This is a genomic window from Sphingobium sp. TomTYG73, assembly GCF_055394245.1.
In genome coordinates this window covers 1,536,701-1,560,927 of the sequence record NZ_AP027339.1, presented here as the reverse complement: position 1 = coordinate 1,560,927, position 24,227 = coordinate 1,536,701, and the positions used below count along the sequence as shown (strand labels likewise).

Annotated in this window: 20 protein-coding genes and 1 tRNA gene; 14 read left to right on the top strand and 7 right to left on the bottom strand. The window is 62.6% G+C overall.

All coding sequences use genetic code 11. The annotated features are described in order from the left end of the window. The first annotated feature begins 67 nt into the window (after positions 1 to 67). The 5 genes from ACZ5TH_RS07895 to ACZ5TH_RS07875 all read left to right on the top strand — a co-directional run bounded on the left by ACZ5TH_RS07895 (position 68) and on the right by ACZ5TH_RS07875 (position 5,005). Positions 68 to 418: a hypothetical protein gene (locus ACZ5TH_RS07895; protein WP_464793526.1), complete on the top strand. Its 351-nt coding sequence runs from the start codon at positions 68 to 70 to the stop codon at positions 416 to 418. 154 nt (positions 419 to 572) lie between these two features. Then, positions 573 to 2,030, top strand: coding sequence for an IMP dehydrogenase (gene guaB, locus ACZ5TH_RS07890; protein ID WP_464771099.1), 1,458 nt, complete (start codon positions 573 to 575; stop codon positions 2,028 to 2,030). 12 nt (positions 2,031 to 2,042) lie between these two features. Next, a complete protein-coding gene (locus tag ACZ5TH_RS07885) occupies positions 2,043 to 3,218 on the top strand; it encodes an RsmB/NOP family class I SAM-dependent RNA methyltransferase (protein WP_464793525.1) in 1,176 nt (391 codons plus the stop codon). A gap of 77 nt (positions 3,219 to 3,295) precedes the next feature. Beyond that, complete coding sequence (locus ACZ5TH_RS07880; RefSeq protein ID WP_464793524.1) at positions 3,296 to 3,814, top strand: tetratricopeptide repeat protein; 519 nt, start codon at positions 3,296 to 3,298, stop codon at positions 3,812 to 3,814. A gap of 339 nt (positions 3,815 to 4,153) precedes the next feature. Next, on the top strand, positions 4,154 to 5,005 hold the full coding sequence (locus ACZ5TH_RS07875) for a hypothetical protein (RefSeq protein WP_464793523.1): 852 nt from the start codon (positions 4,154 to 4,156) through the stop codon (positions 5,003 to 5,005). A 76-nt stretch (positions 5,006 to 5,081) separates the two neighbouring features. Here the strand turns inward: ACZ5TH_RS07875 and rsmA are convergent, their stop codons facing one another. The 4 genes from rsmA to ACZ5TH_RS07855 all read right to left on the bottom strand — a co-directional run bounded on the left by rsmA (position 5,082) and on the right by ACZ5TH_RS07855 (position 10,655). Further along, positions 5,082 to 5,930, bottom strand: coding sequence for a 16S rRNA (adenine(1518)-N(6)/adenine(1519)-N(6))-dimethyltransferase RsmA (rsmA, locus tag ACZ5TH_RS07870; RefSeq protein WP_464793522.1), 849 nt, complete (start codon positions 5,928 to 5,930; stop codon positions 5,082 to 5,084). Beyond that, complete coding sequence (gene pdxA, locus ACZ5TH_RS07865) at positions 5,920 to 6,957, bottom strand: 4-hydroxythreonine-4-phosphate dehydrogenase PdxA (RefSeq protein ID WP_464793521.1); 1,038 nt, start codon at positions 6,955 to 6,957, stop codon at positions 5,920 to 5,922. Before pdxA ends, rsmA begins: the two co-directional genes overlap by 11 nt. Further along, on the bottom strand, positions 6,935 to 8,320 hold the full coding sequence (locus ACZ5TH_RS07860; protein ID WP_464793520.1) for a peptidylprolyl isomerase: 1,386 nt from the start codon (positions 8,318 to 8,320) through the stop codon (positions 6,935 to 6,937). The genes pdxA and ACZ5TH_RS07860 overlap by 23 nt, the downstream gene beginning before the upstream one ends. 100 nt (positions 8,321 to 8,420) lie before the next feature. Beyond that, entirely contained in the window at positions 8,421 to 10,655 is a 2,235-nt protein-coding gene (locus ACZ5TH_RS07855; protein ID WP_464793519.1) for an LPS-assembly protein LptD, read from the bottom strand. 225 nt (positions 10,656 to 10,880) lie between these two features. Here ACZ5TH_RS07855 and ACZ5TH_RS07850 point away from each other — a divergent pair, with 225 nt between their 5' ends. The 3 genes from ACZ5TH_RS07850 (at position 10,881) to ndk (ending at position 13,275) form a co-directional block, all read left to right on the top strand. After that, a complete protein-coding gene (locus ACZ5TH_RS07850; RefSeq protein ID WP_460986243.1) occupies positions 10,881 to 12,326 on the top strand; it encodes a leucyl aminopeptidase in 1,446 nt (481 codons plus the stop codon). Next, entirely contained in the window at positions 12,326 to 12,763 is a 438-nt protein-coding gene (locus ACZ5TH_RS07845; protein ID WP_464777835.1) for a DNA polymerase III subunit chi, read from the top strand. Before ACZ5TH_RS07850 ends, ACZ5TH_RS07845 begins: the two co-directional genes overlap by 1 nt. A gap of 89 nt (positions 12,764 to 12,852) precedes the next feature. Next, on the top strand, positions 12,853 to 13,275 hold the full coding sequence (ndk, locus tag ACZ5TH_RS07840; RefSeq protein WP_009820765.1) for a nucleoside-diphosphate kinase: 423 nt from the start codon (positions 12,853 to 12,855) through the stop codon (positions 13,273 to 13,275). A 272-nt stretch (positions 13,276 to 13,547) separates the two neighbouring features. Here ndk and ACZ5TH_RS07835 read toward each other — a convergent pair whose 3' ends face one another. After that, positions 13,548 to 14,222: a glutathione S-transferase family protein gene (locus ACZ5TH_RS07835; RefSeq protein WP_196224182.1), complete on the bottom strand. Its 675-nt coding sequence runs from the start codon at positions 14,220 to 14,222 to the stop codon at positions 13,548 to 13,550. 167 nt (positions 14,223 to 14,389) lie between these two features. On the opposite strand from ACZ5TH_RS07835, the gene ACZ5TH_RS07830 reads away from it, so the two are divergent. Further along, positions 14,390 to 15,184 (top strand): sulfite exporter TauE/SafE family protein, encoded by a 795-nt coding sequence (locus tag ACZ5TH_RS07830; protein ID WP_464793518.1) that lies wholly within the window; start codon positions 14,390 to 14,392, stop codon positions 15,182 to 15,184. Positions 15,185 to 15,192: 8 nt separating this feature from the next. Here the strand turns inward: ACZ5TH_RS07830 and ACZ5TH_RS07825 are convergent. After that, positions 15,193 to 15,266 (bottom strand) — tRNA-Cys (locus ACZ5TH_RS07825). 189 nt (positions 15,267 to 15,455) lie between these two features. On the opposite strand from ACZ5TH_RS07825, the gene ACZ5TH_RS07820 reads away from it, so the two are divergent. The 5 genes from ACZ5TH_RS07820 (at position 15,456) to ACZ5TH_RS07800 (ending at position 22,354) form a co-directional block, all read left to right on the top strand. Beyond that, positions 15,456 to 16,088, top strand: a complete 633-nt coding sequence (locus ACZ5TH_RS07820; protein ID WP_464793517.1) for a protein-L-isoaspartate O-methyltransferase family protein — start codon at positions 15,456 to 15,458, stop codon at positions 16,086 to 16,088. Between the two features lie 15 nt (positions 16,089 to 16,103). Then, positions 16,104 to 17,564, top strand: a complete 1,461-nt coding sequence (locus ACZ5TH_RS07815; RefSeq protein ID WP_464793516.1) for a TolC family outer membrane protein — start codon at positions 16,104 to 16,106, stop codon at positions 17,562 to 17,564. 18 nt (positions 17,565 to 17,582) lie between these two features. Continuing rightward, entirely contained in the window at positions 17,583 to 18,059 is a 477-nt protein-coding gene (locus ACZ5TH_RS07810) for a DUF2497 domain-containing protein (RefSeq protein WP_464793515.1), read from the top strand. Between the two features lie 108 nt (positions 18,060 to 18,167). Continuing rightward, positions 18,168 to 20,867, top strand: a complete 2,700-nt coding sequence (locus tag ACZ5TH_RS07805) for a valine--tRNA ligase (RefSeq protein ID WP_464793514.1) — start codon at positions 18,168 to 18,170, stop codon at positions 20,865 to 20,867. 35 nt (positions 20,868 to 20,902) lie between these two features. Next, on the top strand, positions 20,903 to 22,354 hold the full coding sequence (locus ACZ5TH_RS07800; protein ID WP_449473540.1) for an MATE family efflux transporter: 1,452 nt from the start codon (positions 20,903 to 20,905) through the stop codon (positions 22,352 to 22,354). 3 nt (positions 22,355 to 22,357) lie between these two features. On the opposite strand, the gene ACZ5TH_RS07795 is transcribed toward ACZ5TH_RS07800, so the two are convergent. Continuing rightward, a complete protein-coding gene (locus ACZ5TH_RS07795; RefSeq protein WP_464793513.1) occupies positions 22,358 to 24,010 on the bottom strand; it encodes an ATP-binding protein in 1,653 nt (550 codons plus the stop codon). Positions 24,011 to 24,227: the final 217 nt, after the last annotated feature.

The following is a 24,227-nucleotide window of genomic DNA, read 5'->3' as shown; positions in this document are numbered from 1 at the left end:
GGGCGCTGCCGTCGGGCGGCGCCCTTTTTATTTGCGGCTGCCTCACCGTGGTGAGATAGGGATGGCCATGGCAAAAGCTGACCGACTGGAACGCCTGGACTCCCGCCGCCTGGAACTGGAGGCGGAATATACCGAAAAGCTCATCGACGCATTGCGCGTGACCGCTTCGGGGAAATGGGGCCTGTTCGGGCATAAGGAGGACCGGGCAAGCCGCGCCGCATCCGCTCCGGTCATCGAACAGTTGGCGGAAATCGGGGAAGCCATCGACAAGGCGCGGGAGCAACTTTTGATGCCGCCGTTTGAGTTGCAACAGGAGTTTCTTGCATCGCGCGGCCCGGTCAGTTCGCAGGCTGTTGGGGAGCCGAAGCAGGCGCAGGCATGGCTGGATCGGCTTGTGGGCGCGACTGCCAAATCCTGAAAAGCGCCCGTCCTCCTGTGCCGTGAGGCGGCCAGCAACAAAATGCGCCTAAGGTCTGGCCGTTTCGCTGGTTAATGGTTACATGGGCCGCCACGAATCCCCAGCGATCGCGCTATGCCCCTTGGCAGGTCGCACAGAAGAAAGTGGCTTTTACATGGATATCCGCCTCGGCCTCACCTTTGACGACGTGCTGTTGCAGCCCGGCGAGTCCGATGTGCTGCCCAGCCAGGCGGACACCAGCACTTATGTGACCAAGCAGATCAAGCTGAATATCCCGGTCCTATCATCTGCGATGGACACGGTGACGGAAGCCGACATGGCGATCGTGATGGCGCAGCTGGGCGGCATCGGCGTCCTGCATCGCAATTTGTCGATCGAAGAGCAGGCGGATGCGGTGCGTGCGGTCAAGCGCTTCGAAAGCGGCATGGTGGTGAACCCTATCACGATCACGCCCCGCGCAACCCTGGCTGACGCGCAGATGTTGATGGAGCGGCACCGGATCAGCGGCATTCCGGTGGTCGAGAACAGCGGCAAGCTGGTCGGCATCCTTACCCACCGCGATACGCGCTTTGCGGAAAATCCCAATCAGCCCGTCAGCGAACTGATGACCAAGGATAATCTTGCCACGGTCAAGGTGGGCGTGGGGCAGGATGAAGCGCAGCGTCTGCTGCATCAGCGTCGGATCGAAAAGCTGCTGGTGGTGGATGATGACTATCATTGCGTCGGCCTTATCACCGTCAAGGACATCGAAAAGGCGGTCACCTATCCGCAGGCGACCAAGGACGGTTCGGGCCGCCTGCGTGTCGCGGCGGCGACGACCGTGGGCGATAAGGGGCTGGAACGCAGCGAGGCGCTGATCGACGCCGAATGCGACCTGATCGTCATCGATACCGCGCACGGCCATAGCAAGCAGGTCGCGGTCGCGGTTGAGGCGGTGAAGCGTCTGTCCAACCATGTTCAGGTCGTGGCGGGTAATGTTGCGACCGCTGAAGCGACCAAGGCTTTGATCGACGCCGGGGCCGACTGCGTGAAGGTCGGGATCGGGCCTGGCTCCATCTGCACCACGCGCGTGGTTGCGGGCGTGGGCGTGCCGCAGCTGACCGCCGTCATGGACTCCGCCAACGAAGCGGCAAAGCATGGCGTTCCGGTGATCGCTGACGGCGGGCTTCGCACCTCGGGTGACGTTGCGAAGGCGCTGGCGGCGGGCGCGGGCTGCGTCATGGTAGGATCGCTACTGGCGGGTACGGCCGAAGCACCGGGTGAAACCTTCCTGTATCAGGGCCGCGCCTACAAGAGCTATCGCGGCATGGGCAGCGTGGGCGCGATGGCGCGGGGGTCGGCCGACCGCTATTTCCAGGCGGACATCAAGGACCAGATGAAGCTGGTGCCCGAAGGGATCGAGGGGCAGGTGCCGTTCAAGGGGCCTGCGAAGGACGTCATCCATCAGCTGGTCGGCGGCGTGAAGGCGGCGATGGGCTATACTGGCAGCCGCACGATCAAGGACCTTCAGGAGCGCGCCCGCTTCGTTCAGATCACCAATGCGGGCCTGTCCGAAAGCCATGTCCATGATGTGACCATCACGCGGGAAGCGCCCAACTATCCCACCCGCTGAGGGTAGGGCGGGGTGACCCCCTCCGCGCGTGTTCAGGCCGCGATCGAGCTGCTGGACGCCATCATAGCGTCGGCGCGCGATGGCGGACCGGCTGCCGATACGCTGATCGCACGCTATTTCAAGGAACGGCGCTATGCCGGTTCGCGCGACCGGCGGGCGGTGCGCGATCATGTCTATGACGCGGTGCGCCGGGCTGCGGAACGGCCGGAAAATGGCCGCGAGGCGATGATCGGACTGGCGCGGGAAAGGCCGGATATCGCGGCTCTGTTCGATGGATCGCCGCATGGGCCTGCGCCCATCCTTGCCGAGGAGGCGGGGGCTATTGCCGGAGCGGTGCCTGCCTGGCTCAAGCCGCTGTTTGCAGCGCTCGTCGAGCAGGACGAATTGCTGGGCCGGGCGCCTGTGGATTTGCGGGTGAACCGGCTGAAAGCGACGGCGGAGAAGGTCGCGCCGCTATTTCCCGAAGCGGTGCCTATCCACGGCTTGCCTGACGCGCTGCGCCTGCCGGAGGGTTGGCCGGTTGAGCAGAGCGATGCGTGGAAGCGGGGGCTGGTCGAGGTGCAGGATGCGGGCAGCCAGCTCATTTCGGCGGCTTGCGGCGCTGCGCCCGGCATGACTGTTATCGACCTTTGCGCGGGCGCGGGCGGCAAGACACTGGCGCTTGCGGCGGTGATGGCCGGACAGGGGACGCTGATCGCGGCGGACACGATCCGTTCGCGCCTCGCACGGCTCAGTCCGCGCGCCGAGCGGGCAGGGGCGAGCTTCATTAAGACATTGCTGCTGGATCAGGGGCATGAGGCACGCGGGCTGGAGAGCCTGCAGGGCCAAGCGGACGTCGTGCTTGTCGATGCGCCCTGTTCCGGGACCGGGACCTGGCGGCGCAATCCCGAGGCTCGCTGGCGCCTGACACCCGCGCGGCTCGAACGGCTGGTGGGCGAACAGGCGCGCATATTGCACTTCGCGGCGCCGTTGGTGGCGCCCGGTGGGATGCTTGTGTACGCCACCTGCGCCCTGACCGATCAGGAAGGGGCGGGGCAGGTGCAGGCGTTTCTCGATCGCCACGAGGGATGGGTGGCTGAGGCGATCCCGATCGCGGCTGGGCGGGTGCATGGGCATGGCCGTTTGCTGACGCCGGGGCATGACGCGACGGACGGTTTCTATTTCGCCCGGCTTCGGCGCGGTGCATGAAAGAGGCGATGGACAAGCCCCGCCAAAATGACGACACTCGGGTAGAATCAACGCCTGAAACATGGCTGGAGTTGTGCATGCGTTTTACCCCTGCTTCGATCGCCCTCGCCGTCCTGCTGACCACCGTGTCGAGCGCCGGTCTGACGCAGCGGCCGGATGCCCAGATTTCGCCTTTGTCGATCGAATGGCAGCAGGCGGGCGTCACCGCGCGTCGGGCGGGGAATTTCAATGCGGCGAACGATGCGCTGGAAACGGCGCTGGCGGTCGATCCGCGCAATCGCTCGGCCTATATTGAGCTCGCTGAAGTAGCCCGTGCGCAGGGCCTTCAGGGCAAGGCCATCCGCCTCTATCGCGAGGCGCTGCTGCTCGACCCGAACGATGTGCATGCGCTGGTCGGGCAGGGCGAGGCGATGGTCGAGAAGGGTGCGATCGCCAAGGCAAAGGAAAATCTCGCTCAGGCGCAGAGCGCTTGCAAGTCCGACTGCGCGGCTGTCGGCAAGCTCGCCGCCGCGATCCAGAAGGGGCCGCCTGCGACGGTGTTGAGTGCGAAGGATGCTGTCGTGGTGCCGAAGGCTGCGACGACCGAGACGCCTTGAGGCTGTCTTGAAGGGGTTACCTAAGACATTCCCTCCCGTAGGTGGGAGGGGTTGTCGATAGGCGCGAGCGAAGCGAGCCTGCTGGCGTGCCGTTGAAGAATAAGGTCGGGCGTTGCGCTGGCCCACCCCCTAGCCCCCTCCCGCCAGCGGGAGGGGGGATGACTGAAATCCACGCTCGCCCGCCATTGACGGCGCTAATCGTGAGGCTCTGCGCTCCATAGGTGGCCTTCCGGCTAGAGATGAGTAAGCTGCCCAGCTGTAAGCGACCAAAACTGGTCGTCGCCGAGCGGTGAAGTGCGCCCGATAGCGAACGCCGCTGAGTTAGGCTAACCATTCGGCATGGTGGGTTTAGCAGCGAATCCTGACAGCAAGTCAATTGTCATCCTTGGACACGGATTGACGATTACGGCAGATGCTGAGTTGAGTTCTGGGATATTCGTTTCGTCAGATATCCCAAAGTTTGAGCTTGATGCCGCGGCAGCTGGCTGCCGCGATTTCAGGGATTACGCCGCTGCTCTACAAGGGAGCGAGATAGCAACCTTTGCGTTGCGCATTGAGCATGAGGAAGGTGGAAAAAGCCTAATCATCAAGGCTTGGAATGCGCTTTGGCTCTTTCATCTTTTGAGTATCGCGTGCCGGGCGCCTTGCTTCTCTCTATATTCGATCTGCGATGGTGGTACGCCGTTGTTTTCGGCAGCCAGTTCGTCACCCTTCGATCGCCCCTTGGCTGATATTCACGCTGCAACTTCTGCCGAGTTAGATTGGGCACGCCGATATTCTGAGACCTTCCAAGAATTGGTCCAAGTGCCGGAATTCAGCGCAGCAATACGATCTTATGGCAACGCACACCTCCTCCCCGAACACGATATCCGTATCATGCTGCTGTGGGCGGGCATCGAAGGGCTGCTTTCGGTTGATGCGGAGTTAAGCCGCCGATTGGCACTCTACGCCGCACTCTTGTTGGATGGCTCACCAGACGAGAAAGCTGAGTATTTCAATGACGTAAGGAAGGCTTATGCTGTTCGGTCGCGCGCAGTGCATGGCGGCGGGCTGAAGAAAGCAAAGCTAGAAGAAGGCTATGGAACCGCCGGACGCATTTTGATTGGGCTCATTGCAAAATGTGTTGAACTCGGTCGCGTTCCGTCTCCATCCGAACTGGATCGTCTCGCAGTATCATCTGTCGTTAGCTAGGCCTCGGTCATTTTTGGTCGGCTGTCACCACAGTCAAGTTTCAAAGCTGCCCTTCGCCTAACCACCTAAAACAGATCTATGATCCGCCCCCTCCCATCACCCGGGCCACATCAACAAATTCCTCGACGCTGACCGTTTCGGCGCGGCGTTGGGGATCTATGCCGATTTGCTCCAGCGCATCGAGTGCGCCCGGTAGGCCTTTGAGGCTTTGGCGCAGCATCTTGCGGCGTTGGCCGAAGGCGGCGGCGGTTAGGCGTTCGAGATGCTTTAGTTGCACGCCCTCTGGCGCTGCTTTGGGCGTGATGTGTACCACGGCGGACATGACCTTCGGGGGCGGGGTGAAGGCGCTGCGGTGAACTTTCATGGCGATGCGGGCGTCGCTGCGCCATTGGGACAGGACGGCTAGGCGGCCATAATGGTCGCCGCCGGGTTTCGCGACAATGCGCTCGGCGACTTCCATCTGGAACATGAGCGTCAGGGAAGACCACCAGGGCAGCGGGTTCCATTTCACAGACAGCCAGCCGATCAGCAGGGCGGTGCCGACATTATAAGGCAGGTTGGCTATGATGTGGGCATGTTCGCCAGCTTCGGCATGCGCGTCCACCTGCATGGCGTCGCCGGATATGACGCGCAACTGGCCGGGGAAGGCGTCCGACAATTCAGCAAGAGCGGGCAGGCAGCGATGATCCCGTTCGACAGCGACCAGCCGCGCTCCAGCGCGCAGGATCGCGCGGGTCAGGCCACCGGGGCCGGGTCCAACTTCGAACGCGGGCTGATCTTTTAGTGATCCGGGGATCGCGGCAATGCGATCGAGCAACTGTTCATCGAGCAGGAAGTTCTGGCCGAGAGCTTTGCTCGCTTGCAGGCCGTGCGCAGCGATGACTTCACGCAACGGCGGCAGGACCGGCCGCGTATCAGCCCCCATGGCTTAACCGCGATCGCGCAGCTTCCGCCGCCATCTTGAGCGCGGCCATCATCGCGCCGGGGTTCGCGCTGTCCGTTCCGGCAATGCCGAAGGCGGTGCCATGATCGGGCGAGGTGCGCACGATGGGCAGGCCGAGCGTGATGTTGACGCCCTCATCGAAATGCAGCGTCTTGAGCGGGATCAGCGCCTGGTCATGATACATGCACAGCACCGCGTCGTAGGTTTCGCGGGCACGGGCGTGGAACAGGCCATCGGCGGAAAGGGGGCCGACAATGTCCATGCCTTCCGCCCGCAGCGATTCGATCGCGGGGCTGATGATGTCGATTTCTTCCCGGCCCAGCGCGCCGCCCTCACCCGCATGGGGGTTGAGTCCGGCGACGACGATGCGCGGGCGCGGGATGCCGAAATTGCGCTGCAATCCCTTGACCGTGGTCGTGGCGCGGGCGCGGATCAGGTCGATGGTCAGGGCCGAGGCGACCTCCGCCAGCGGGATATGGATGGTGACCGGCACGACCTTCAATGAAGGACCGGCGAGCATCATCACCGCATTGTGGGGGGCTACGCCGCAACGTTCGGCGATGAACTCGGTCTGGCCAGGATGGGTGAAGCCGACGCCGTAAAGCTGCTCCTTGCCGACAGGGGCGGTGACGATCCCGGCGGCCGATTCGGTGCGGGCGAGGCCGACCGCCACTTCCAGTGCCTGAAAAGCAGTGCGCGCGCCGTCGATGCTGGGGGAGCCCGGTACGATGTCACCGGCGTCGGCAACCTGGAGGCAGGGAAGCGCGGTGTCGAACAGCGCCACTGCCTCTTGCGGCGTGGCGATGGGCGCGACAGGGCCGGACCAGACCCGGCGCAAGGATGCCGCATCACCCACGGCGAAAAAGGTGGGCAATCCGCGTGCTTCGCGCATCACCCAGCTTTTCGCTACGATTTCCGGCCCGATCCCCGCCGGGTCGCCCAGCGGGACGGCAAAAGGTGCCAGCTCCGGTCGAGCCGAGGCTGGATCAGTTATAGTCGATGATGGCATCGCGGCGAAGGTCACGCAGATAGATGCGGGCGCGCTTGTTGACCCGTTCTTCCTCAAGCTGAGCCATGATCTGTTCGGCGTTCGGCGCGGCGGCGCTGTTGGCTTCATCGCGGCCGCAAACGACGAGAACGCGCACGCCGTCATTGACCGAGCCAAAGGGAGGGGTCGCTTCGCCAACTTGCAGGCCGAGGAGGATTTCCTGCAACTGCGGGGGCAGATCGCGCACCTTCACATTGTCATTGTCCACGACATCGGCGCCGATCTTGCCACCCAGTTCGTTCGCCTGGCCGCATCCCTTGATCGTCTTGATCTGCGCGGCGAAGCTGGCTGCCTTGGCACTCGCCTGCTCCTTGGTCGTGCCGGGCGGGAAGCTGATCGACAATTGCTTGAGGCTGAGCAGAGAGTCGCGCGGGTCAGCGGTCAGCACCTTGCGCTTGTCCATGACATAGATGACGGAGATGCCGCCCGGAACGGGGATGGGACCAGCGAGCTGCCCGACCTGCATCTCATTGGCGGCCTTGGCCAGTTCATCGGGCAACTGCGCCGGGCGTACCCAGCCGAGGTCGCCGCCAACCGCAGCAGTCGATGCTTCGGAAAACTGCCGGGCGTAGGCGGCGAAGCTGCCGCCCTGCTTGATCTGTTCGATGATGTTGCGGGCGTTCGAGACGATCTGCGCCTCATTTTCGGGCGTTGCCGACAGGTAGATCTCACCGATGCGATATTCATCGCTGCCCTTGGCCGCGTTCATGCGATCGACGACCGACTTCACCTCGTCTGCGGAGACGTTGACGAAGGGCTGGATGTTGCGGCGGAGCAGGCGGCTCCACGCCAGTTCGCCCTCAATCTGACGCCTGATGCTGGCGGGAGCGCTGCCCTGAGCGCGCAGATATTGGTCGAACTGGGCGGGCGACTGCTTGAAGTTCGCCGCGACACGTTCATAGCTCTGGTCGATTTCCGACTTGTCGATCTTGATGTCGTGGGCGGCGGCTTCCTGAATCTGAAGCGTTTCGTCGATAAGGTTGCGCAGCACCTGCACGCGCAGCCGCTCCCGTTCCTCTGGCGACACCTTGCCGCCATTTGCCGCGAGGATGAGCGCCAGGCGCTGGTCAACGTCCGTGCCGGTGATGATGCGGCCGTTGACGATGGCCGTAGCCTTGCGGACGTTGGGATCGCTTTTGCCAAAGACGGTCACATCCTTGGGCAGGTTCAACTGCTGCGCGGCAACCCCTTCATCGTCATTGACGGTCTGGGCGGCGACAGGGCTGCCGATCGATCCCAGCAGGATGGAGGACAGGAGCAAGGCGCGCGCGCTGGTCCGAAACGATTGTCCAAGGCGGGAAGGCGGGGAAACGACAGGCTGCATCGTCGACAAAACTCTCCATTACGGTCCAGCGCGTGATGCGCCGGTCCGCCTTAACCGGTCCTGAGCGGCCAGAACCGGTCCTGAACGGGAAGGCTGATCCTTATATGCCGATATTCCGAAAAGCCAGCCGTAGTTGGAAGCTATTGCCCTTTCGCGCGTCACCGGCGGCCAGATAATCGCGACGCCACGTCAGGCCCAGCGTCAGACAGTCATCCTGATAGGCGATGCCGAGCCGGTGACGGACGGGTTCGTAGCCGTCAGAGACGCTGAGCGGATCTTCTTTTCTGTCGGTAAGATCGACGACGGTGGACCCAAAGACGGACCAGAAGCGGGCGAATTGCACACGGCCGCCGAAACGCAATTCCTCGCGGTCCTGCAAATCCTCAAGCCCCGTCGCGGCGTTCCGGTTGAGCCGGAGATAGCCGACCATGGCATAGGTTTTGCGGCTGCCGATCGTCGCGTCGATTTCGTTGCGGCGTACCGCCAGCCCGTCCTTGTCCAGGCGGAAACGGTGGATGAGGCTGACGAAATCCCGGAAACGCACGGTCGTGCGGCCGACGATGTCGGACATGCGATCGGAAAGGCCGGTGCCGTCGGGCAGGATGCTTTCGCGACTGTTAAGGCGGTAGCTCTGGCCGACCACGCTTTCCAGCGAAAAGCCGGGCAGAGAGAGGCTATATTCCAGACCGTAGGTGATGCGGGTCGAATCTTCGAACCGGTCATAGCCTGCGAAGCGATTGAGCGCGAAGAGGTTGCTGTCCTCCAGATCGATGGCGCGCGCGTCTTCATTGGGGAGCGAAAGATTTGCCAGCCGGGGCGCTGCTACGATCTGCACGCGGGGCGCGATCCGCTGCACACCGCCGAACGCCTCACCCATGAAGGGCCAGCGAACATCGATCGCGGCTGCGGCGATGCCGCGCGCCTGCCAGCCGGGATCGCCGGCATAGCGGGCGATGTTGTTCTGCAGATTGTCACTGCTGTGATAGACGTCGCCGCGCAGATAGGTGGTGAAATTCACCTCCTGACCCATGCCCGTCAGCTTGCGCAGGTTCCATTCAAAGGCAGCGAAGGCGCGCTGCGTATCCTGGCCGTGGGTGCGGGTGATCGCGAGGCTGTTCGCTTGAAACTGAATCCGGCCGCCGAGAAGCGGGTCGATCAGGCGCAGGCGATAGTCGATCACGGGCAGCGCGATCGGCGTTTGCCCCTGCGGATCGCCAAGGCGCAGCGTCTGGACGGCCCAGCCAGCGATGGAGAAATAGCTGTTCTTGCCGATGCGCTGAGCGCCCAGGGTCGAACGCAGCCGGTCGTCGCGGCTGATGTCGTAGCGGCGAAGGAAGGTGCGGTCGCTCGCAACGCGGAGTGATCCGTTGACGCTCCATTCCGGCGTCAGTTGCATGGCGCCGCTGGCATCGACATAGCCGCGAAAATCCTTTTCCGATCCTGCTGGGCCGGTGGAGCTGGGCAGGGAACTGCTGGCGTCGATCCGCCGCGCATGGGTCACATATCCGGTGATCTGATAGGCGCCACGGTCCCAGCGATGGCGGAAATTTGTCTCCAGCATCGGCAGCGTCTTGGAATAGACATGCGGCGTGATCGTCAGGTCGCGGTTTGGCGCCAGCTTGATGTAATAGGGCAGGGCGACTTCGACGCCGTTATTCCGGTCGTAGCGGAGGTTCGGCACCAACAGCCCCGTGCCCCCCGTGTCGCCGACCGGGTGTGAAAAGCCGGGCAGCGGAATGAGCGGCAGGCCGAATATTTCCACGCTGGCATTGCGGTATCGCACGCGAGCGGCGACGGGGTCGTAGACGACCTTGACCGCCTTGATCTGCCAAGTGGGCTCCTTGGGACAGCCGTCGCTGTCCACTACGCTGCAGCCGGTATAAGCGGCCTTGTGCAGCGTATAGACGCCGTTCACCCGAACGCCCTGCACCGCCGCCAATCGGCCGCCCGACTGAAGCACCAGCAGCATGTTTTCGACCGTGCCGTCCTTCAGCGTGTCGGTCACCTGGAAGCGGTCGCCATAGGCGATATTGCCTTCCGGGTCAGTCGCCGAGACATTGCCGCGCGCTTCCACCTGCCCCGTGGTGCGGTTCCACACCACCTTATCCGCGCGCAGCCGGTTGCCCTGCCGGAGCAGCTGGACATTGCCGGTCGCCGTCACGATTTCGGTATTATTGTCATATTCCAGGGCGTCGGCCGAAAAGCCGATTTGCTCGTCGGTCGCGGGCACGGGAGCGTCGGGCGCGCTGACGGGCGTCGGCGGTGATTGCAGTTCCTGCGCGAAGGCATGCGGCATCCTGCCCATGCAGGCGAGCGCCGCGCTTGCGGCCAGCATATGTTTCAGACGCGAGGAACGGGAAAAATTCTGCAAGGGGATCGTGCCTCTTCAGGGGCGCTTCGTTGCCCGCCTATCGCATTGCTTTGCGCGCGCCGCAATCTTTCGTCACGCTTCTTTTGCGGGAAATCGGTCGAACGGCTTTGCCAGATGGGGCAAGCGACATTATCTGGCATGGAGCGTTCCTAGCGCCACACGATCAGAAAAGCAGAAGAAGGACCCTTGATGGAAATCGCATTCACCCCGGTGCGTCCCGACGCCGACACGCTGGTCTTTGCCGTTCCCAAGGGCGGTTTCGATGCCTTGCCGATCGCGGCGGCGCCTACTCTGGCGGCGGGAGCAGCGGCGGCGCGCTTCACGGGTGAGGCGGGGGCAAGCTTTGAAAGCTTCGCCGAAGAGGGTGGCAAGGTGCTGCGCATCGTTCTTGTCGGCACGGGCAGCGGGAGCGAGGCCGATTATGAACGGGCGGGCGCGGCGCTGACGGCACGCCTGCTGACGAGCGGGGCGAGCCATGCCGCAGTGGAGTTTTTCGGCGGCGCGGCTGGCGATAAGGCGGCTCATTTTACCTTTGGAGCATCTCTGCGCGCCTGGCGGATCGATACCTATCGCACCCGGCAGCCGGAAAAGACAAAGCCGACATTGATGAAGCTGTCGGTCGTTGCGAATGACGCGGATGCGCATTGGCAAAGGCTGTCGGCGGTGGCCGATGGCGTCACCTTCACGCGCGAGCTGGTCTCTGAACCGGCGAACATCCTGTACCCGGAAAGCTTCGTCGAACGCTGCCGTCATCTGGAGCAGCTGGGCGTCAAGGTCACCGTTCTCGACAAGGCGGCGATGGCGGAACTGGGCATGGGCGCGCTGCTCGGCGTTGCGCAGGGGTCGGTACGCGAACCACGCCTGTTGGCGATGGAGTGGGATGGCACGGGCGGCGCGGGCGACAAGCCTATCGTCTTTGTCGGCAAGGGCGTGACCTTTGATACCGGCGGCATTTCGTTGAAGCCCGGCGCGGGCATGGAAGACATGAAGTGGGACATGGGTGGCGCAGGCGCGGTCGCGGGCGCGATGAAGGCGCTCGCGGGACGCAAGGCGAAGGCGCGCGTCATCGGCGTTTGCGGCCTTGTGGAAAACATGCCGGACGGCAACGCGCAGCGCCCCGGCGACATTGTCACGTCCATGTCGGGCCAGACGATCGAGGTCATCAACACCGACGCCGAAGGGCGGCTGGTGCTGTGCGACGTCATTACCTGGGCGCAGAAAACCTATTCTCCCGAGGTTGTCATTGATCTTGCCACCCTGACCGGCGCGATGATCGTGGCGTTGGGCGATCAATATGCCGGACTGTTCGCCAATGACGAAGGGCTTGCCGAGGATTTGCTCGCTGCTGGCAAGGCGGCGGGGGACCAGCTTTGGCGCTTTCCGCTGGGTGACGCCTATAACAAGCTGATCGACAGCCCGATCGCGGACATGAAGAATATGGGCGCGCGCTATGCCGGATCGATCACCGCAGCGCAGTTTATCAAGCGATTCGTTGATGATGGGGTCAAATGGGCTCATCTCGACATTGCGGGCATGGTGTGGGCCGACAAGCCCGGCGCAACCTGGGACAAGGGCGCGACCGGCTATGGTGTGCGCCTGATCGATCGTCTGGTGGCGGACAAGTTTGAGCGCTGATGCAGGTCGATTTCTACCAGCTTAGCCGTGATCCTGTGGACCGGGTGCTGCCCGCCATTGCGGCGCGCATACTCGGCCTGGGTGAACGGTTGCTGGTGGTCGCGCAGGACGAGGAACAGCTGGAACGCATTTCGGCTGGGCTGTGGAACGGGCCGCCGGAAAGCTTCCTTGCCCATGGCCGGGCGGGGGAGGGCGGCGAGGCGATGCAGCCGGTACTTTTGGCGCAGGATTGCAGCCCTGCGAACGGTGCCCGGCACGTCGCGATTGCCGATGGCCTATGGCGTGAAGAGGCGCTCGATTTCGAGCGCGCTTTCTACTTTTTCGACACGCTGACCGTCGATGGCGCGCGCGAAAGCTGGCGTGCCCTGTCGAAGCGGGAGGGGGTGACGCCCCGCTTCTGGCGGCAGGAGCAGGGGAAATGGGTGCAGGGTCCGTGAGCAAGCGGGGCGGCCACGCCCCCTTGCGGTGCGAAGCGGCGCGGTCTAAAGGGCGCGCCAATTCCAACAATCCGGAGCTTTTGAGCCTTATGGCCGTGACCCGCACCTTTTCGATCATCAAGCCTGACGCCACGCGCCGCAACCTGACCGGCGCCGTGACCAAGAAGCTGGAAGAAGCAGGCCTGCGCGTTGTCGCGTCCAAGCGCATCCGCATGAGCCGCGAGCAGGCCGAAGGCTTCTATGCCGTTCACAAGGAACGCCCTTTCTTCGCTGATCTGGTGGCCTTCATGATTTCCGGCCCGGTCGTCGTCCAGGTTCTGGAAGGCGAAGACGCCGTAAAGCGCAACCGCGACATCATGGGCGCCACCAACCCGGCCAACGCCGACGAAGGCACCATCCGCAAGGATTATGCCGAGTCGATCGAAGCAAACTCGGTCCATGGTTCGGACAGCGAAGAAAATGCCGCGATCGAGATCGCCTATTTCTTCAAGCCCGAAGAAATCGTCGGCTGATCTAATCGATCAGGATGAAAGAAGGGCCGGGGACGCAAGTCCGCCGGCCCTTTTTTGTTAGCAGTTCCTTGCGGCCTGGAGATCTTCACCCTCTCCCCTTCAGGGGTCGGCCAGAGGCACGTGACTCTGGCCGACGTGCCGAGCGTAGCGACGGCGGGAGAGGGGACATGCTGATCTTCGGTTGCTCCCCTCTCCCCGGCTCTCTGCCCTGAAGGGGAGAGGGAGATTTTAGCGAAATGCGTCTCGCCTCCGCCGCTCAGCCCCTCACAACCTTAATTCGAAACCGGCGGCGCTTCGAATCGATCGATCACCCATTCCTCAGCCTGTGCGCCGCCGATCCATTCCTGCATCCAGGGATGATTGACGACCGCCTGCATATAGGCTTCGGCAAAACGTGCGACGGGCAGCTGATAGGTTATGAAGCGCGTCACGACCGGGGCGAACATCACATCCACTGCACCAAATTCGCCGAACAGGAAGTCGCCCACGCCGCCATAACGAGCCCGGGCCTGTGCCCATAGCTGCATGATACGGGCGATGTCCTGCGCAACAGCCTCAGAGGGCGGCACGGCGTCGTAAATCTGGCGAATGTTCATGCTGTGCTCGCGCCGCAGCGCCGCGAAGCTGGAATGCATTTCCGCCGCCATTGACCGGGCCATCGCCCGCGCCGCCGTGTCGGTGGGCCAGAATTTGTCGCCGCCAGCCTTCTCATTCAGATATTCGATGATCGCCAGGCTGTCCCAGACAACGGTGTCGTCGCCGTCCCACAATATGGGCACCTTACCTGAAGAAGGGGCGAATTCATCGCCTTCGCGCCGTCTTTCCCATGCTTCATCATAGAGGGGGACCACGACTTCCTCAAACGGCAACCCGCTGAGCTTGCAGGCGAGCCAGCCGCGCAGAGACCAGCTGGAATATGCCTTGTTGCCTATGAATAGCTTCATCATCGCCCTTCTTTAGACGGGCGAAGGAAGGGGTGTCGAGAGCAACCGGATGGCGCATTCGAATCACTTTCTATATTATTTTGGTAGAAAATCCTTGGTACAGGGCTTGGCTGCATCATGGGGGCCGTCGTATGGCCCAACGGCGAACTGAACGCCGAGTGGGGGGAATTATGGACTGGCTGCATGGAATAGCGGGCCTGTTCGTCGGAATCATGGTCGGAATGACGGGTGTTGGCGGCGGGTCGCTGATGGCGCCAATCCTCATCCTGCTGTTCGGCGTAGCACCGGCGACGGCGGTCGGCACCGACCTATGGTTCGCGGCCATCACCAAGTCAGTGGGTGGTGCGATCCATCACCGTCACGGCGGGCCAGATGGCGGCCCGGATTATCAGGTGGTGAAGCGCCTGTGCCTGGGGAGCCTCCCCGCCGCGCTGATCACGCTGCTGATCCTTTCCCAGACGCATATGCAGCAGATCAAGAGCGGCATTGTCACTAGCGCGCTGGGTGGCGTCTTGGTCGTCACGGCGATCGCAACCCTCCTACGCGGGCGATTCCATCGCTGGGCCTTGGCTCGTCGCGTTGGCACCGCCGATCGCTTTACGCGTTGGCAGCCTCCGCTGACGGTTGCCGCGGGTGCGCTGCTAGGGGCGATGGTAACATTGACGTCCGTGGGTGCGGGGGCGATCGGCGCGACCTTGCTCCTTGCGCTCTATCCCCTCCGCATGCGGCTGCAACGGTTGGTGGCGACTGATATTGTCCACGCCGTGCCGCTTACCCTGATCGCCGGGCTTGGCCATTTGTGGATCGGCAATGTGAACGGCATGCTGCTCGCCAACCTGCTGATCGGATCAATCCCGGGCATCATCATCGGATCGCTGCTGGCGACGCGCGCATCGGATCGCGTGCTTCAGCCGTTGCTGGCGATCATCCTGGTTCTGGTGGGCTGGCGCCTTATCGCGGGATGAGGCAGCTTTGGAGGCCCGAGCCGGAATCGAACCGGCGTGCAAGGATTTGCAGTCCTCTGCGTAACCACTCCGCCATCGGGCCTCGGCGTGGGTGGCCGCAAATGTGCGGCTTTTGATGCAAAGTCAAGCGCGGCCATGTTGACCGATCCCAAGATTATCGCTCACGGGCGTGGAAAGCCGCTTGGCGTTGCTTGTCGCGTGATCTAGACGTTCCGGTAATGTCAGCGCTGTATTGTCATGCCAATACAGTTATGCCAATCGAGGTAGTATCGTGACCGAGCAGAATTTTTCATCGATGCGGGCCGCCATGGTCGAAAGCCAGCTTCGCACCAGCGATGTCGATGACCCACGGGTGATCGCCGTGATGGCGCGCGTGCCGCGGGAAGATTTCGTACCTGCTGAACGGCGCGCGATGGCCTATGTCGATCGTTCGATTCCGCTTTCTTCCGGCCGTGCGCTCAATCCGCCGCTGGCCACCGGACGGCTGCTCAAGGAAGCGCAGGTGGAAGAGGGTGATCGCGTTCTGCTCATCGGCGCGGCCACGGGATATAGCGCGGCGCTTCTGGCCGCTCTTGGCGCCCAGGTGACGGCAGTCGAGACGGAGGATGGCCCGCAATTGTCGGGCAATGGCGCCACGATCGTACGCGGCCCGTTGCAAGCGGGCTATCCGCAGGGCGCACCTTATGACATACTTTTCATTGATGGGGCGGTGCAGGAAGTGCCCGCGACGCTTGTCGGGCAGCTTGCCGATGGTGCGCGTGTGGTGACCGGTCTTGTCGAGCGCGGCGTTACACGCCTGTGCAGCGGGCGGGTGGTTTCCGGTATTCTGGGTCTTGTCAGCCTGACCGACCTTGAGATGGTCATCCTGCCCGGTTTTGCGGCGCCGGAGCGTTTCGTCTTTTAACCGGCTGGGGGGGTCATGACGGCAAAGCAGGTGTTTCTTCGGCACTCGGCCGCCACGGCTCTGCTGCTCCTCAACGCTGGGATCGCGCAGGCCGAAACCCTGCAGGGCGCGTTGGCAAAGGCTTATCGTTCCAACCCCACGCTCACCGGCACCCGGGCGCAGCAACGGGCGACGGATGAGACTGTGCCGATCCGCAAGGCGGATGGGCGGCCCAATATTGGCACCACCACCGAATATCAGGAGTTGCTGGTAAAGCCCGCGCGGTCCTTCCTCGCGCCTGATCGCTCGCTCGTCGGCACCGCTACGGTCAATGTTCCTATTTATCAGGGCGGCGCAGTCCGCAACGGGGTGAAGGCGGCGAAGGTGCGCGTGCAGGCGGGGCAGGCCAATTTGCGCGGGACCGAAGCATCGATCTTCTCTCAGGTTGTCGCCGCCTATATGGACGTGATCCGTGACAGCGCGGTCGTGTCACTCAATCTGGCGAATGTCAGCGCACTTGGCGTCAATTTGCAGGCAACGAACGACCGATTCGAAGTGGGCGATCTGACGCGCACGGACGTCGCCCAGTCCGAATCGCGGCTCGCGCTGGCCCGATCCAACCTGCAGACGGCGCAGGCGAACCTGATCGCCAGCCGCGAAAATTACATCGCCCTGGTTGGTGCCACGCCGGATGACTTGCAGCCGCCGCCGCCGCTCCCCGGCCTTCCCGCCACCCCGGAAACGGCGGTGCAGGTGGCGCTTGCCGACAATCCTGACCTTGTCGCCGCGAAAAAAGCGCGTGAAGCTGCTCGTTATGACGTGCGGGTGGCGAAGGCAGGCGTCCTCCCGACGCTGTCCGGTTTCGCGCAGGGCAGTTATACCCATTATCTGGGATCACTTGATGACCCGACCGATCCGTCGCAGCTGAACAAGCAGGTGGTTGCGGGAGCGACGTTGCGCCTTCCGCTTTATCAGGGCGGCCGGCCCGGCGCGCAGGTGCGCCAGAACCAGGCGCTCGAATCGCGGGCGATGGAGCAGGAGATTGAGGTTGAGCGTGGCGTCATCGCTCAAACGCGGTCTGCCTATGCGAGCTGGCAGGCATCGCTGCAAAGCATCGAATCCAACCAGAAGGCGGTCGAGGCGGCCAATCTGTCGCTTGAAGGGGTGCGCGCGGAAAATTCCGTGGGCAGCCGCACCATCCTGGACATATTGAATGCGGAACAGGAAGCGCTCAACGCCAAGGTGCAGTTGGTGTCCGCTCGCCGCAATGCCTATGTTGCGGGCTTCAGTCTGCTGGCCGCGATGGGCCATGCGGAAGCGGACGACCTCAGCCTGGAAGCAGGCACGCTCTATGATCCCATGGTTAATTATGATCGGGTCAAGGGCAAGTGGTTCGACTGGAATTTCGGTCCCGCACCCAAGCCGGAAGCGACCAGAACCGTTGACACGCCTGCACAAAATGCCAATGTGCCTGCTGGTTTGGCGCAACAACCTTAAGGTTAACAGGGGTTATTCATGGGCGACATGAGCAAGGAACCCTCGATGGAGGACATTCTTTCGTCCATCAAGCGCATCATTGCCGAGGAAGGCGAGGAGGCTGCGCAGGCGGCGTCGCGCCGGGGTAAATCCGACGCCGCACCCAAGCAGGCTGCCGAACCCGCCGAACCCGCGGTCGAGGAAGTGCTGGAACTGACTGACGAGGTTGGAGCGGAGGAGCCGATGCCTGCCCACAAGACTGGCCGTGCAACGCAGGTCGAAGCGCCGGTTGAGGAAAGCTCAATCCTCTCGGTTGAAAGCGAAGTGGCCGCGCGGCATTCGCTTTCGGCGCTTTCGTCCATGCTGGTAACGCCCAAGGATGGCGAGGATAACACGCTGGATGGTCTGGTCCGGTCCATGTTGAAGCCGATGCTGAAGGAATGGCTGGACGCCCGCCTTCCCGCGTTGGTGGAAGACATGGTGGCAAAGGAAATCGCCCGCATCACTGGCCGCTGATCTCGCAGGCTCTCCGCGTTCCAACTTATCGCGCATTGGCTCGGTTGACGCCTGCAAGGCGGTAAAAGCGCTGGAATGGTCAGGGAAGGGGCTTTAAGGCGCCTTTCCATGACCGAACTGCCCAAGACCTTCGACCCCGCCGAAATCGAATCCCGCTGGTATGCCCATTGGGAAGAAAAGGGCTTGTTCCGCCCGGAACGCCCCGATGCCGAACCCTTCACCATCGTCAATCCGCCGCCGAATGTGACCGGCAGCCTGCATATCGGCCATGCGCTCGACAACACGCTTCAGGACATCGTGATCCGGTACGAGCGGCTGCGGGGCAAGGACGCGCTGTGGGTCGTGGGAACTGACCATGCGGGCATCGCGACCCAGATGGTCGTTGAGCGGCAGATGGAGGCGCGGCAGGACAAGCGCACCAACTACACGCGCGAGCAGTTCCTCGAGAAGGTCTGGGAGTGGAAAGCCGAGAGCGGCGGCGCGATTACGCGCCAGTTGCGGCGGCTTGGCTGCTCGATGGACTGGGCCAATGAGCGCTTCACCATGGATGAGGGCTTTTCGAAGACCGTCATCAAGGTGTTCGTGGAACTTCACGAGCGCGGTCTGCTCTATCGTGACAAGCGGCTGGTGAATTGGGATCCGCGTTTCCGCTCTGCGATTTCTGACCTTGAGGTCGAGACGCAGGAAGTGAAGGGCGGCTTCTGGCATTTCCGCTATCCGCTGGCCGATGGCGTGAAGCTGGCCAATGGTGCTGATCATATCGTTGTTGCGACAACCCGGCCGGAGACGATGCTGGCCGACATGGCGGTGGCGGTGCATCCTGACGATCCACGCTACAAGGACGTGATCGGCAAGGATATTCTCCAGCCGATCACGGGGCGGCGCTTCAAGGTGGTGGGTGACGAGCATGCTGACCCGGAACTGGGGTCGGGCGCGGTCAAGATCACGCCGGGGCATGACTTCAACGATTTCGAAGTGGGCAAGCGGGCGGGCTTCCGCGCGGCCGAGATGCTCAACATGTTCGATGCCGATGCCAATGTCGTGCAGACGGCAGATGGATTGATACCGGAGCGCTTCCTGGGGCTACACCGATTCAAGCGCGATGGCGTCGATGGCGCCCGCGAACTGGTCGTTGCGGAGATGAAGGCGCTGGGGATGCTGGTGCCGCATGTCACTAAGAACAAGGACGGCGAGGAGGTCGAAGCCGATTTCGAGCCGCGTACCATCCAGACGCCTTTTGGCGATCGTTCCGGCGTGGTGATCGAACCGTGGCTGACCGATCAATGGTATGTCGATGCCGAGAAGTTGGCTGTCGCGCCAATGCAGGCGGTGCGCGACGGGCGGATCGAGATCGTCCCCAAGACGTGGGAAAAGACCTTCTTCAACTGGATGGAGAATATCCAGCCCTGGTGCGTATCGCGCCAGCTTTGGTGGGGGCATCAGATTCCCGCCTGGTATGATGAGGATGGCAATCCCTATGTCGCGGAAAGCGAGGAGGAAGCGCAGGCGCTTGCCGGCAACAAAAAGCTGGTTCGCGATCCCGATGTGCTCGACACATGGTTTTCCTCGGCGCTCTGGCCTTTCGGCACGCTGGGTTGGCCCGAGCAGGGCGAGACGCTGTCGCGCCATTATCCCAACGACCTGTTGATTTCCGGCTTTGACATCCTGTTTTTCTGGGATGCGCGCATGGCGATGCAGGGGATGGAGTTCATGGGCGATGTGCCTTGGCGCAAGCTCTACCTCCATGGGTTGGTGCGTGCGGCGGACGGGCAGAAAATGTCCAAGTCCAAGGGCAATGTCGTCGATCCGCTGGGCCTGATCGACAAGTTCGGCGCCGACGCGCTGCGTTTCTTCATGTCCGCCATGGAAAGCCAGGGCCGCGACGTGAAGATGGATGAGAAGCGGGTCGAGGGTTATCGCAACTTCGCGACCAAGCTTTGGAACGCGGCGCGCTTCCTGCAATCCAACGGTGTCACCGCATCGAGCAGCCATGAAGCGCCTGCCGCCGCGGCGCCGGTCAACCGCTGGATCATTGCCGAGACGGTGGCGACCGTTCAGGCGATCGACACCGCCATGACCGAGCTGCGCTTCGACGCAGCAGCGAATGCCATCTATCATTTCGTCTGGGACCAGTTTTGCGATTGGTACATCGAACTTACCAAGGGTTCGATGGACGATGAGACAAAGGCTGTCGCGGGCTGGGCGTTCGACCAGATCCTCGTCATGCTCCACCCCTTCATGCCCTTCATCACCGAAGAGCTGTGGAACCTGACCGGCACGCGCGAGACGGAATTGATCGTCGCTCGCTGGCCGCAGGCGCTCTATGCCGTCGATAGCGAGGCGCAGGCAGAAATTGACTGGCTGATCCGCTTGATCAGCGCGATGCGCACGGCGCGAACGGAACTGAACGTGCCGCCGGGCGCCAAGCTGAAGGTCGTTGTCAGCGAAGCGTCGGAAGAAACGCGACGCCGCATCGATCGGCAGGGGGCGGCCCTGGCGCGCTTGGGACGGGTGGAGAGCCTGTCCTTTGGCGATAGCGTAGCTGGTGGCGCGGCGCAGATCGTTGTCGATGAGGCGACCTTCATCCTCCCGCTGGAGGGCGTGATCGACATCGCTGCGGAAAAGGCGAGGCTGGCAAAGGCTCTCGCCGCTGCGGAAAAGGAACGGGATTCGCTTTCCGGGCGTCTTTCCAATCCGAGTTTCGTGGAAAAGGCCAAGCCCGAGGCGGTGGCCAAGGCGCGTGAAGATCATGCCGAGAAAACCGCGGAGGCGGACAGGTTGGCGGCGGCGCTGGATCGTCTGGCCTGATCGGTTAATGATGAAGCGCTTAGGGGAGGGCAAGAATGGCGGCAGGGAAGCGTGAAACAAGGGACCTGGTAAACGGGCCTATCGCGTCGTCCTTGCTGGTCTTTGCCGTGCCGACGCTGGCGTCCAATGTGCTTCAGTCGTTGAATGGATCGATCAACGCGATCTGGGTCGGCCGCTTTCTGGGCGCGCAGGCTCTTGCCGCCACGGCCAACGCGAACATCACCATGTTCCTGATGTTTTCCATCGTGTTCGGATTCGGCATGGCATCGACCGTGGTGATCGCCCAGGCGGCGGGTCGGGGCGATATGGATGCCGCCCGCCGGTCCTTCGGGTCAGCGACGGGCTTTTGCACCATATTGGGCACCGTTGTCGCTGCGGCCGGATGGGCTGCATCGCCCGCAATGTTGCACCTGCTGGGAACGCCTGCCGAAGCATTTGACATGGCGCTGATCTATCTGCGCGTGATTTTCATTGCGATGCCCGCGACGTTGATCAGCGTCATGATGATGATGGGATTGCGGGGCGCTGGGGACGCGCGCACTCCGTTGATCTTCATGTTCGTCAGCGTCGGGATCGATCTGGTGCTGAACCCGGTATTCATCCTTGGGCTGGGGCCGATTCCGGCGATGGGCATCGGCGGATCAGCGGCGGCCACGGCGGCCGCCGGCATCGCCAGCCTGCTTGGCCTGATCTTCTATGTCTATGCCAAGGACCTGCCGCTGCGTTTGCGAGGGCAGGAGCTGCGCTATCTGATCCCGGCGCCGGACCAATTGCGTATCCTGCTGGGCAAAGGGTTGCCGATGGGGCTTCAGATGATCGTCATGTCGGCGGTTGGCCTGATGATCATCGGTCTGGTTAACCGCGAAGGGCTTATCGTTACGGCGGCTTATGGCGCGGCGCAGCAGATCTGGACCTATTTGCAGATGCCTGCGATGGCCATGGGTGCGGCTGTCAGCGCCATGGCGGCGCAAAATATCGGTGCGGGCCGGTGGGACAGGATTGGCCGGATTACCGCTTATGGATTGGGCTATCTGCTGCTGATTACGGGCGCGATGATTGGCGTGATCCTGTTGTTTCACGCGCCGTTGCTCTCGCTCTTCCTTGGCGACAACAGGGCCGCGATCGATGCCGCCTGGAAAATGCAGTTGCTTGCGACCTGGAGCTATATGCTGTTCGGCGCGACGATGATCCTGTTCGGGGTGATGCGGGCGAATGGCGTCGTGGTGAGGCCGCTATTGATCCTTACCGTTACGTTGTTCGGCGTTCGCCTTGGCTTTTATCACTTCAGCTATCCGTATCTGGGCGCCAATGCCTTGTGGTTGAGCTTCCCTGTGAGTTCGGGATCAGCCCTTCTGATTGCAGGTCTCGCCTATCTGCAGGGCGGCTGGCGCAAGGCGACGCTGCTCGTCCCCGTGCATGAGGAAGAGTGCCGGGAAAGCATCAGCGCGGAGAGTGAACCCGCAGGGCGGTTCGCACCTGCGGGCTGACGCTTATCGTCCTTGGCTGCGCCAGCGGGTGATGGTGCGGTCGAGAATGTCTGCCTCTCCACCGGACTGACGCCAAAGATCCGTGAAGCTCGGATCGCCCGATGCGGGCCGCCGGTGCTCCTCCAGATTGTCCAGCGCGACGCGGATGGGCACTGCGACACCCTCACCGCAGATGATCGCCTCGCGATTACGCAGCGCGGGAATGGAGTCGAGGAAGCCGCGTGCGCCTTCGGGCATGGCGGCCTTCACGAATGCTTGGTCGCGATCATTGTTGAGGCGCATGGAAATGATGGTGCCGCATTGCGACAGCACGCCTTCGGCGAGGTCTGACGGTCGCTGCGTGATGAGGCCGAGCGATACGCCATATTTACGACCTTCCTTGGCTATGCGCTCCAGGATGCGGCGGACGGCCTGGCCGGTGCCGGTGGTTGTGCTGGGAATATAGCGGTGCGCCTCTTCGCAGACGAGCAGGATCGGCCGCTGAGCCTCGTCCCGCGCCCAGATGGCATAATCGAAGACCAGACGGGACAGTACCGATACCACCACGGAGGTGATGTCCGACGGCATGGCCGACACGTCGATGATCGAAATCGGCTTCCCGCCCGATGGCAGGCGGAAGATCTTTGCCAGAAATTCCTGCATCGTGTCCGCGACGAGCATGCCTGAGAACATGAAGCTGTAACGCGGGTCCGCCTTGATCTCGTCGATCTTGGTCTTGAGCCGCATATAGGGGAGGGCGCCCGTGCCCTTGTCGAGTTTCCCCATCTCATTTTGCAGGATGTTGGTGAGGTCCGACAGCAGGTAGGGGATAGGCGAATCGACGGTCAGCCTGCCGATGCTTTCCGCGAGCCGGTTCTTCTGCCGCGCGGCGAGCAGGCATTTTGCCAGAATGTCGCAGTCGACCGTGCGATCGGAGCCTTCGGAGGTGACGAAAACCTCGCAATGCTCCTCGAAATTCATCAGCCAGTAGGGCAGAGCGAGGTTGCCTACGTCGAAGACCGCGCCATTCTGGGCAAAGGCCGCCCCATATTCGCCATGCGGATCGACCATCACGATATGGCCTTCGGGCGACAGGTCGCAAATGCGGTGAAGAATGAGAGCGGCGCTGGTGGATTTGCCCGTACCGGTCGAACCCAGCAGGGCGAAATGTTTGCCCAGCATCGAGTCGACATAGAGCGCGGCACGCGTGTCCGTCGTGGGATAGACGGTGCCGATCTGCACATGGGGCCGGTCATCGGCGGCGTAGATCTGCTGCATGTCGGCGCTGGATACGGGGAAAATTTCTGTGCCCGGTGCAGGATAGCGGGTGACGCCGCGACGGAAGTGATGAATGCGACCGGTAAGCGGTTCCTCGTCACCTTCGCCCAGAAAATCGACGTCAGCGATGATCAGGCCGCTGTCCTGCCGATCCATCGTCATGGAGCGCACGCTGGCGATAAGCCATGCACTGCCCACACGCATTTTCACTTGGCTGCCGACTTGCCCCGCCATTGCCGTGCAGGGGTCGCTGTCATGGGCCAGCGTCGCGATGGAGGCCGCGTCGATCAGCACTTTGGAACTGGAACCCGCTATCTGAAAAACCGCGCCCATGGCGTTGGCTGCGGCAGGCTTCGGTTGGCCGTGCGTGAATTCGGCAGCTCCCGGCATGTGGCTCATACACCCCCCTTGAATCTCATTTCCGGCGCGCGCTGCCGGAATTCGGCCTGCCTGTGTAGCCGTACATAGGTAAAGAAATGGCTTATCGCCGATGTTTTGCGCCTGCGATCGCGCGACCCTGTTAACCCCGCTATCGCCACATTCCGCCGCGCGTTCGGGCACCTGCTCTGGCGCGAATCGTTCGCCATGCGTATCGGCCGCTGACTGCCGTAAGATC

Bases quoted from the DNA above. Each gene is read 5' to 3' on its own strand.
- ACZ5TH_RS07800 (WP_449473540.1), top strand. From the start codon at position 20,903: ATGGCGGCAGGGAAGCGTGAAACAAGGGACCTGGTAAACGGGCCTATC.
- ACZ5TH_RS07815 (WP_464793516.1), top strand. From the start codon at position 16,104: ATGACGGCAAAGCAGGTGTTTCTTCGGCACTCGGCCGCCACGGCTCTG.
- ACZ5TH_RS07875 (WP_464793523.1), top strand. From the start codon at position 4,154: ATGGTGGGTTTAGCAGCGAATCCTGACAGCAAGTCAATTGTCATCCTT.
- ACZ5TH_RS07795 (WP_464793513.1), bottom strand. From the start codon at position 24,010: ATGAGCCACATGCCGGGAGCTGCCGAATTCACGCACGGCCAACCGAAG.
- ACZ5TH_RS07860 (WP_464793520.1), bottom strand. From the start codon at position 8,320: ATGCAGCCTGTCGTTTCCCCGCCTTCCCGCCTTGGACAATCGTTTCGG.
- pdxA (WP_464793521.1), bottom strand. From the start codon at position 6,957: ATGCCATCATCGACTATAACTGATCCAGCCTCGGCTCGACCGGAGCTG.
- ACZ5TH_RS07845 (WP_464777835.1), top strand. From the start codon at position 12,326: ATGCAGGTCGATTTCTACCAGCTTAGCCGTGATCCTGTGGACCGGGTG.
- guaB (WP_464771099.1), top strand. From the start codon at position 573: ATGGATATCCGCCTCGGCCTCACCTTTGACGACGTGCTGTTGCAGCCC.
- rsmA (WP_464793522.1), bottom strand. From the start codon at position 5,930: ATGGGGGCTGATACGCGGCCGGTCCTGCCGCCGTTGCGTGAAGTCATC.
- ACZ5TH_RS07835 (WP_196224182.1), bottom strand. From the start codon at position 14,222: ATGATGAAGCTATTCATAGGCAACAAGGCATATTCCAGCTGGTCTCTG.
- ACZ5TH_RS07805 (WP_464793514.1), top strand. From the start codon at position 18,168: ATGACCGAACTGCCCAAGACCTTCGACCCCGCCGAAATCGAATCCCGC.
- ACZ5TH_RS07880 (WP_464793524.1), top strand. From the start codon at position 3,296: ATGCGTTTTACCCCTGCTTCGATCGCCCTCGCCGTCCTGCTGACCACC.
- ACZ5TH_RS07850 (WP_460986243.1), top strand. From the start codon at position 10,881: ATGGAAATCGCATTCACCCCGGTGCGTCCCGACGCCGACACGCTGGTC.
- ACZ5TH_RS07830 (WP_464793518.1), top strand. From the start codon at position 14,390: ATGGACTGGCTGCATGGAATAGCGGGCCTGTTCGTCGGAATCATGGTC.
- ndk (WP_009820765.1), top strand. From the start codon at position 12,853: ATGGCCGTGACCCGCACCTTTTCGATCATCAAGCCTGACGCCACGCGC.
- ACZ5TH_RS07810 (WP_464793515.1), top strand. From the start codon at position 17,583: ATGGGCGACATGAGCAAGGAACCCTCGATGGAGGACATTCTTTCGTCC.
- ACZ5TH_RS07855 (WP_464793519.1), bottom strand. From the start codon at position 10,655: ATGCTGGCCGCAAGCGCGGCGCTCGCCTGCATGGGCAGGATGCCGCAT.
- ACZ5TH_RS07895 (WP_464793526.1), top strand. From the start codon at position 68: ATGGCAAAAGCTGACCGACTGGAACGCCTGGACTCCCGCCGCCTGGAA.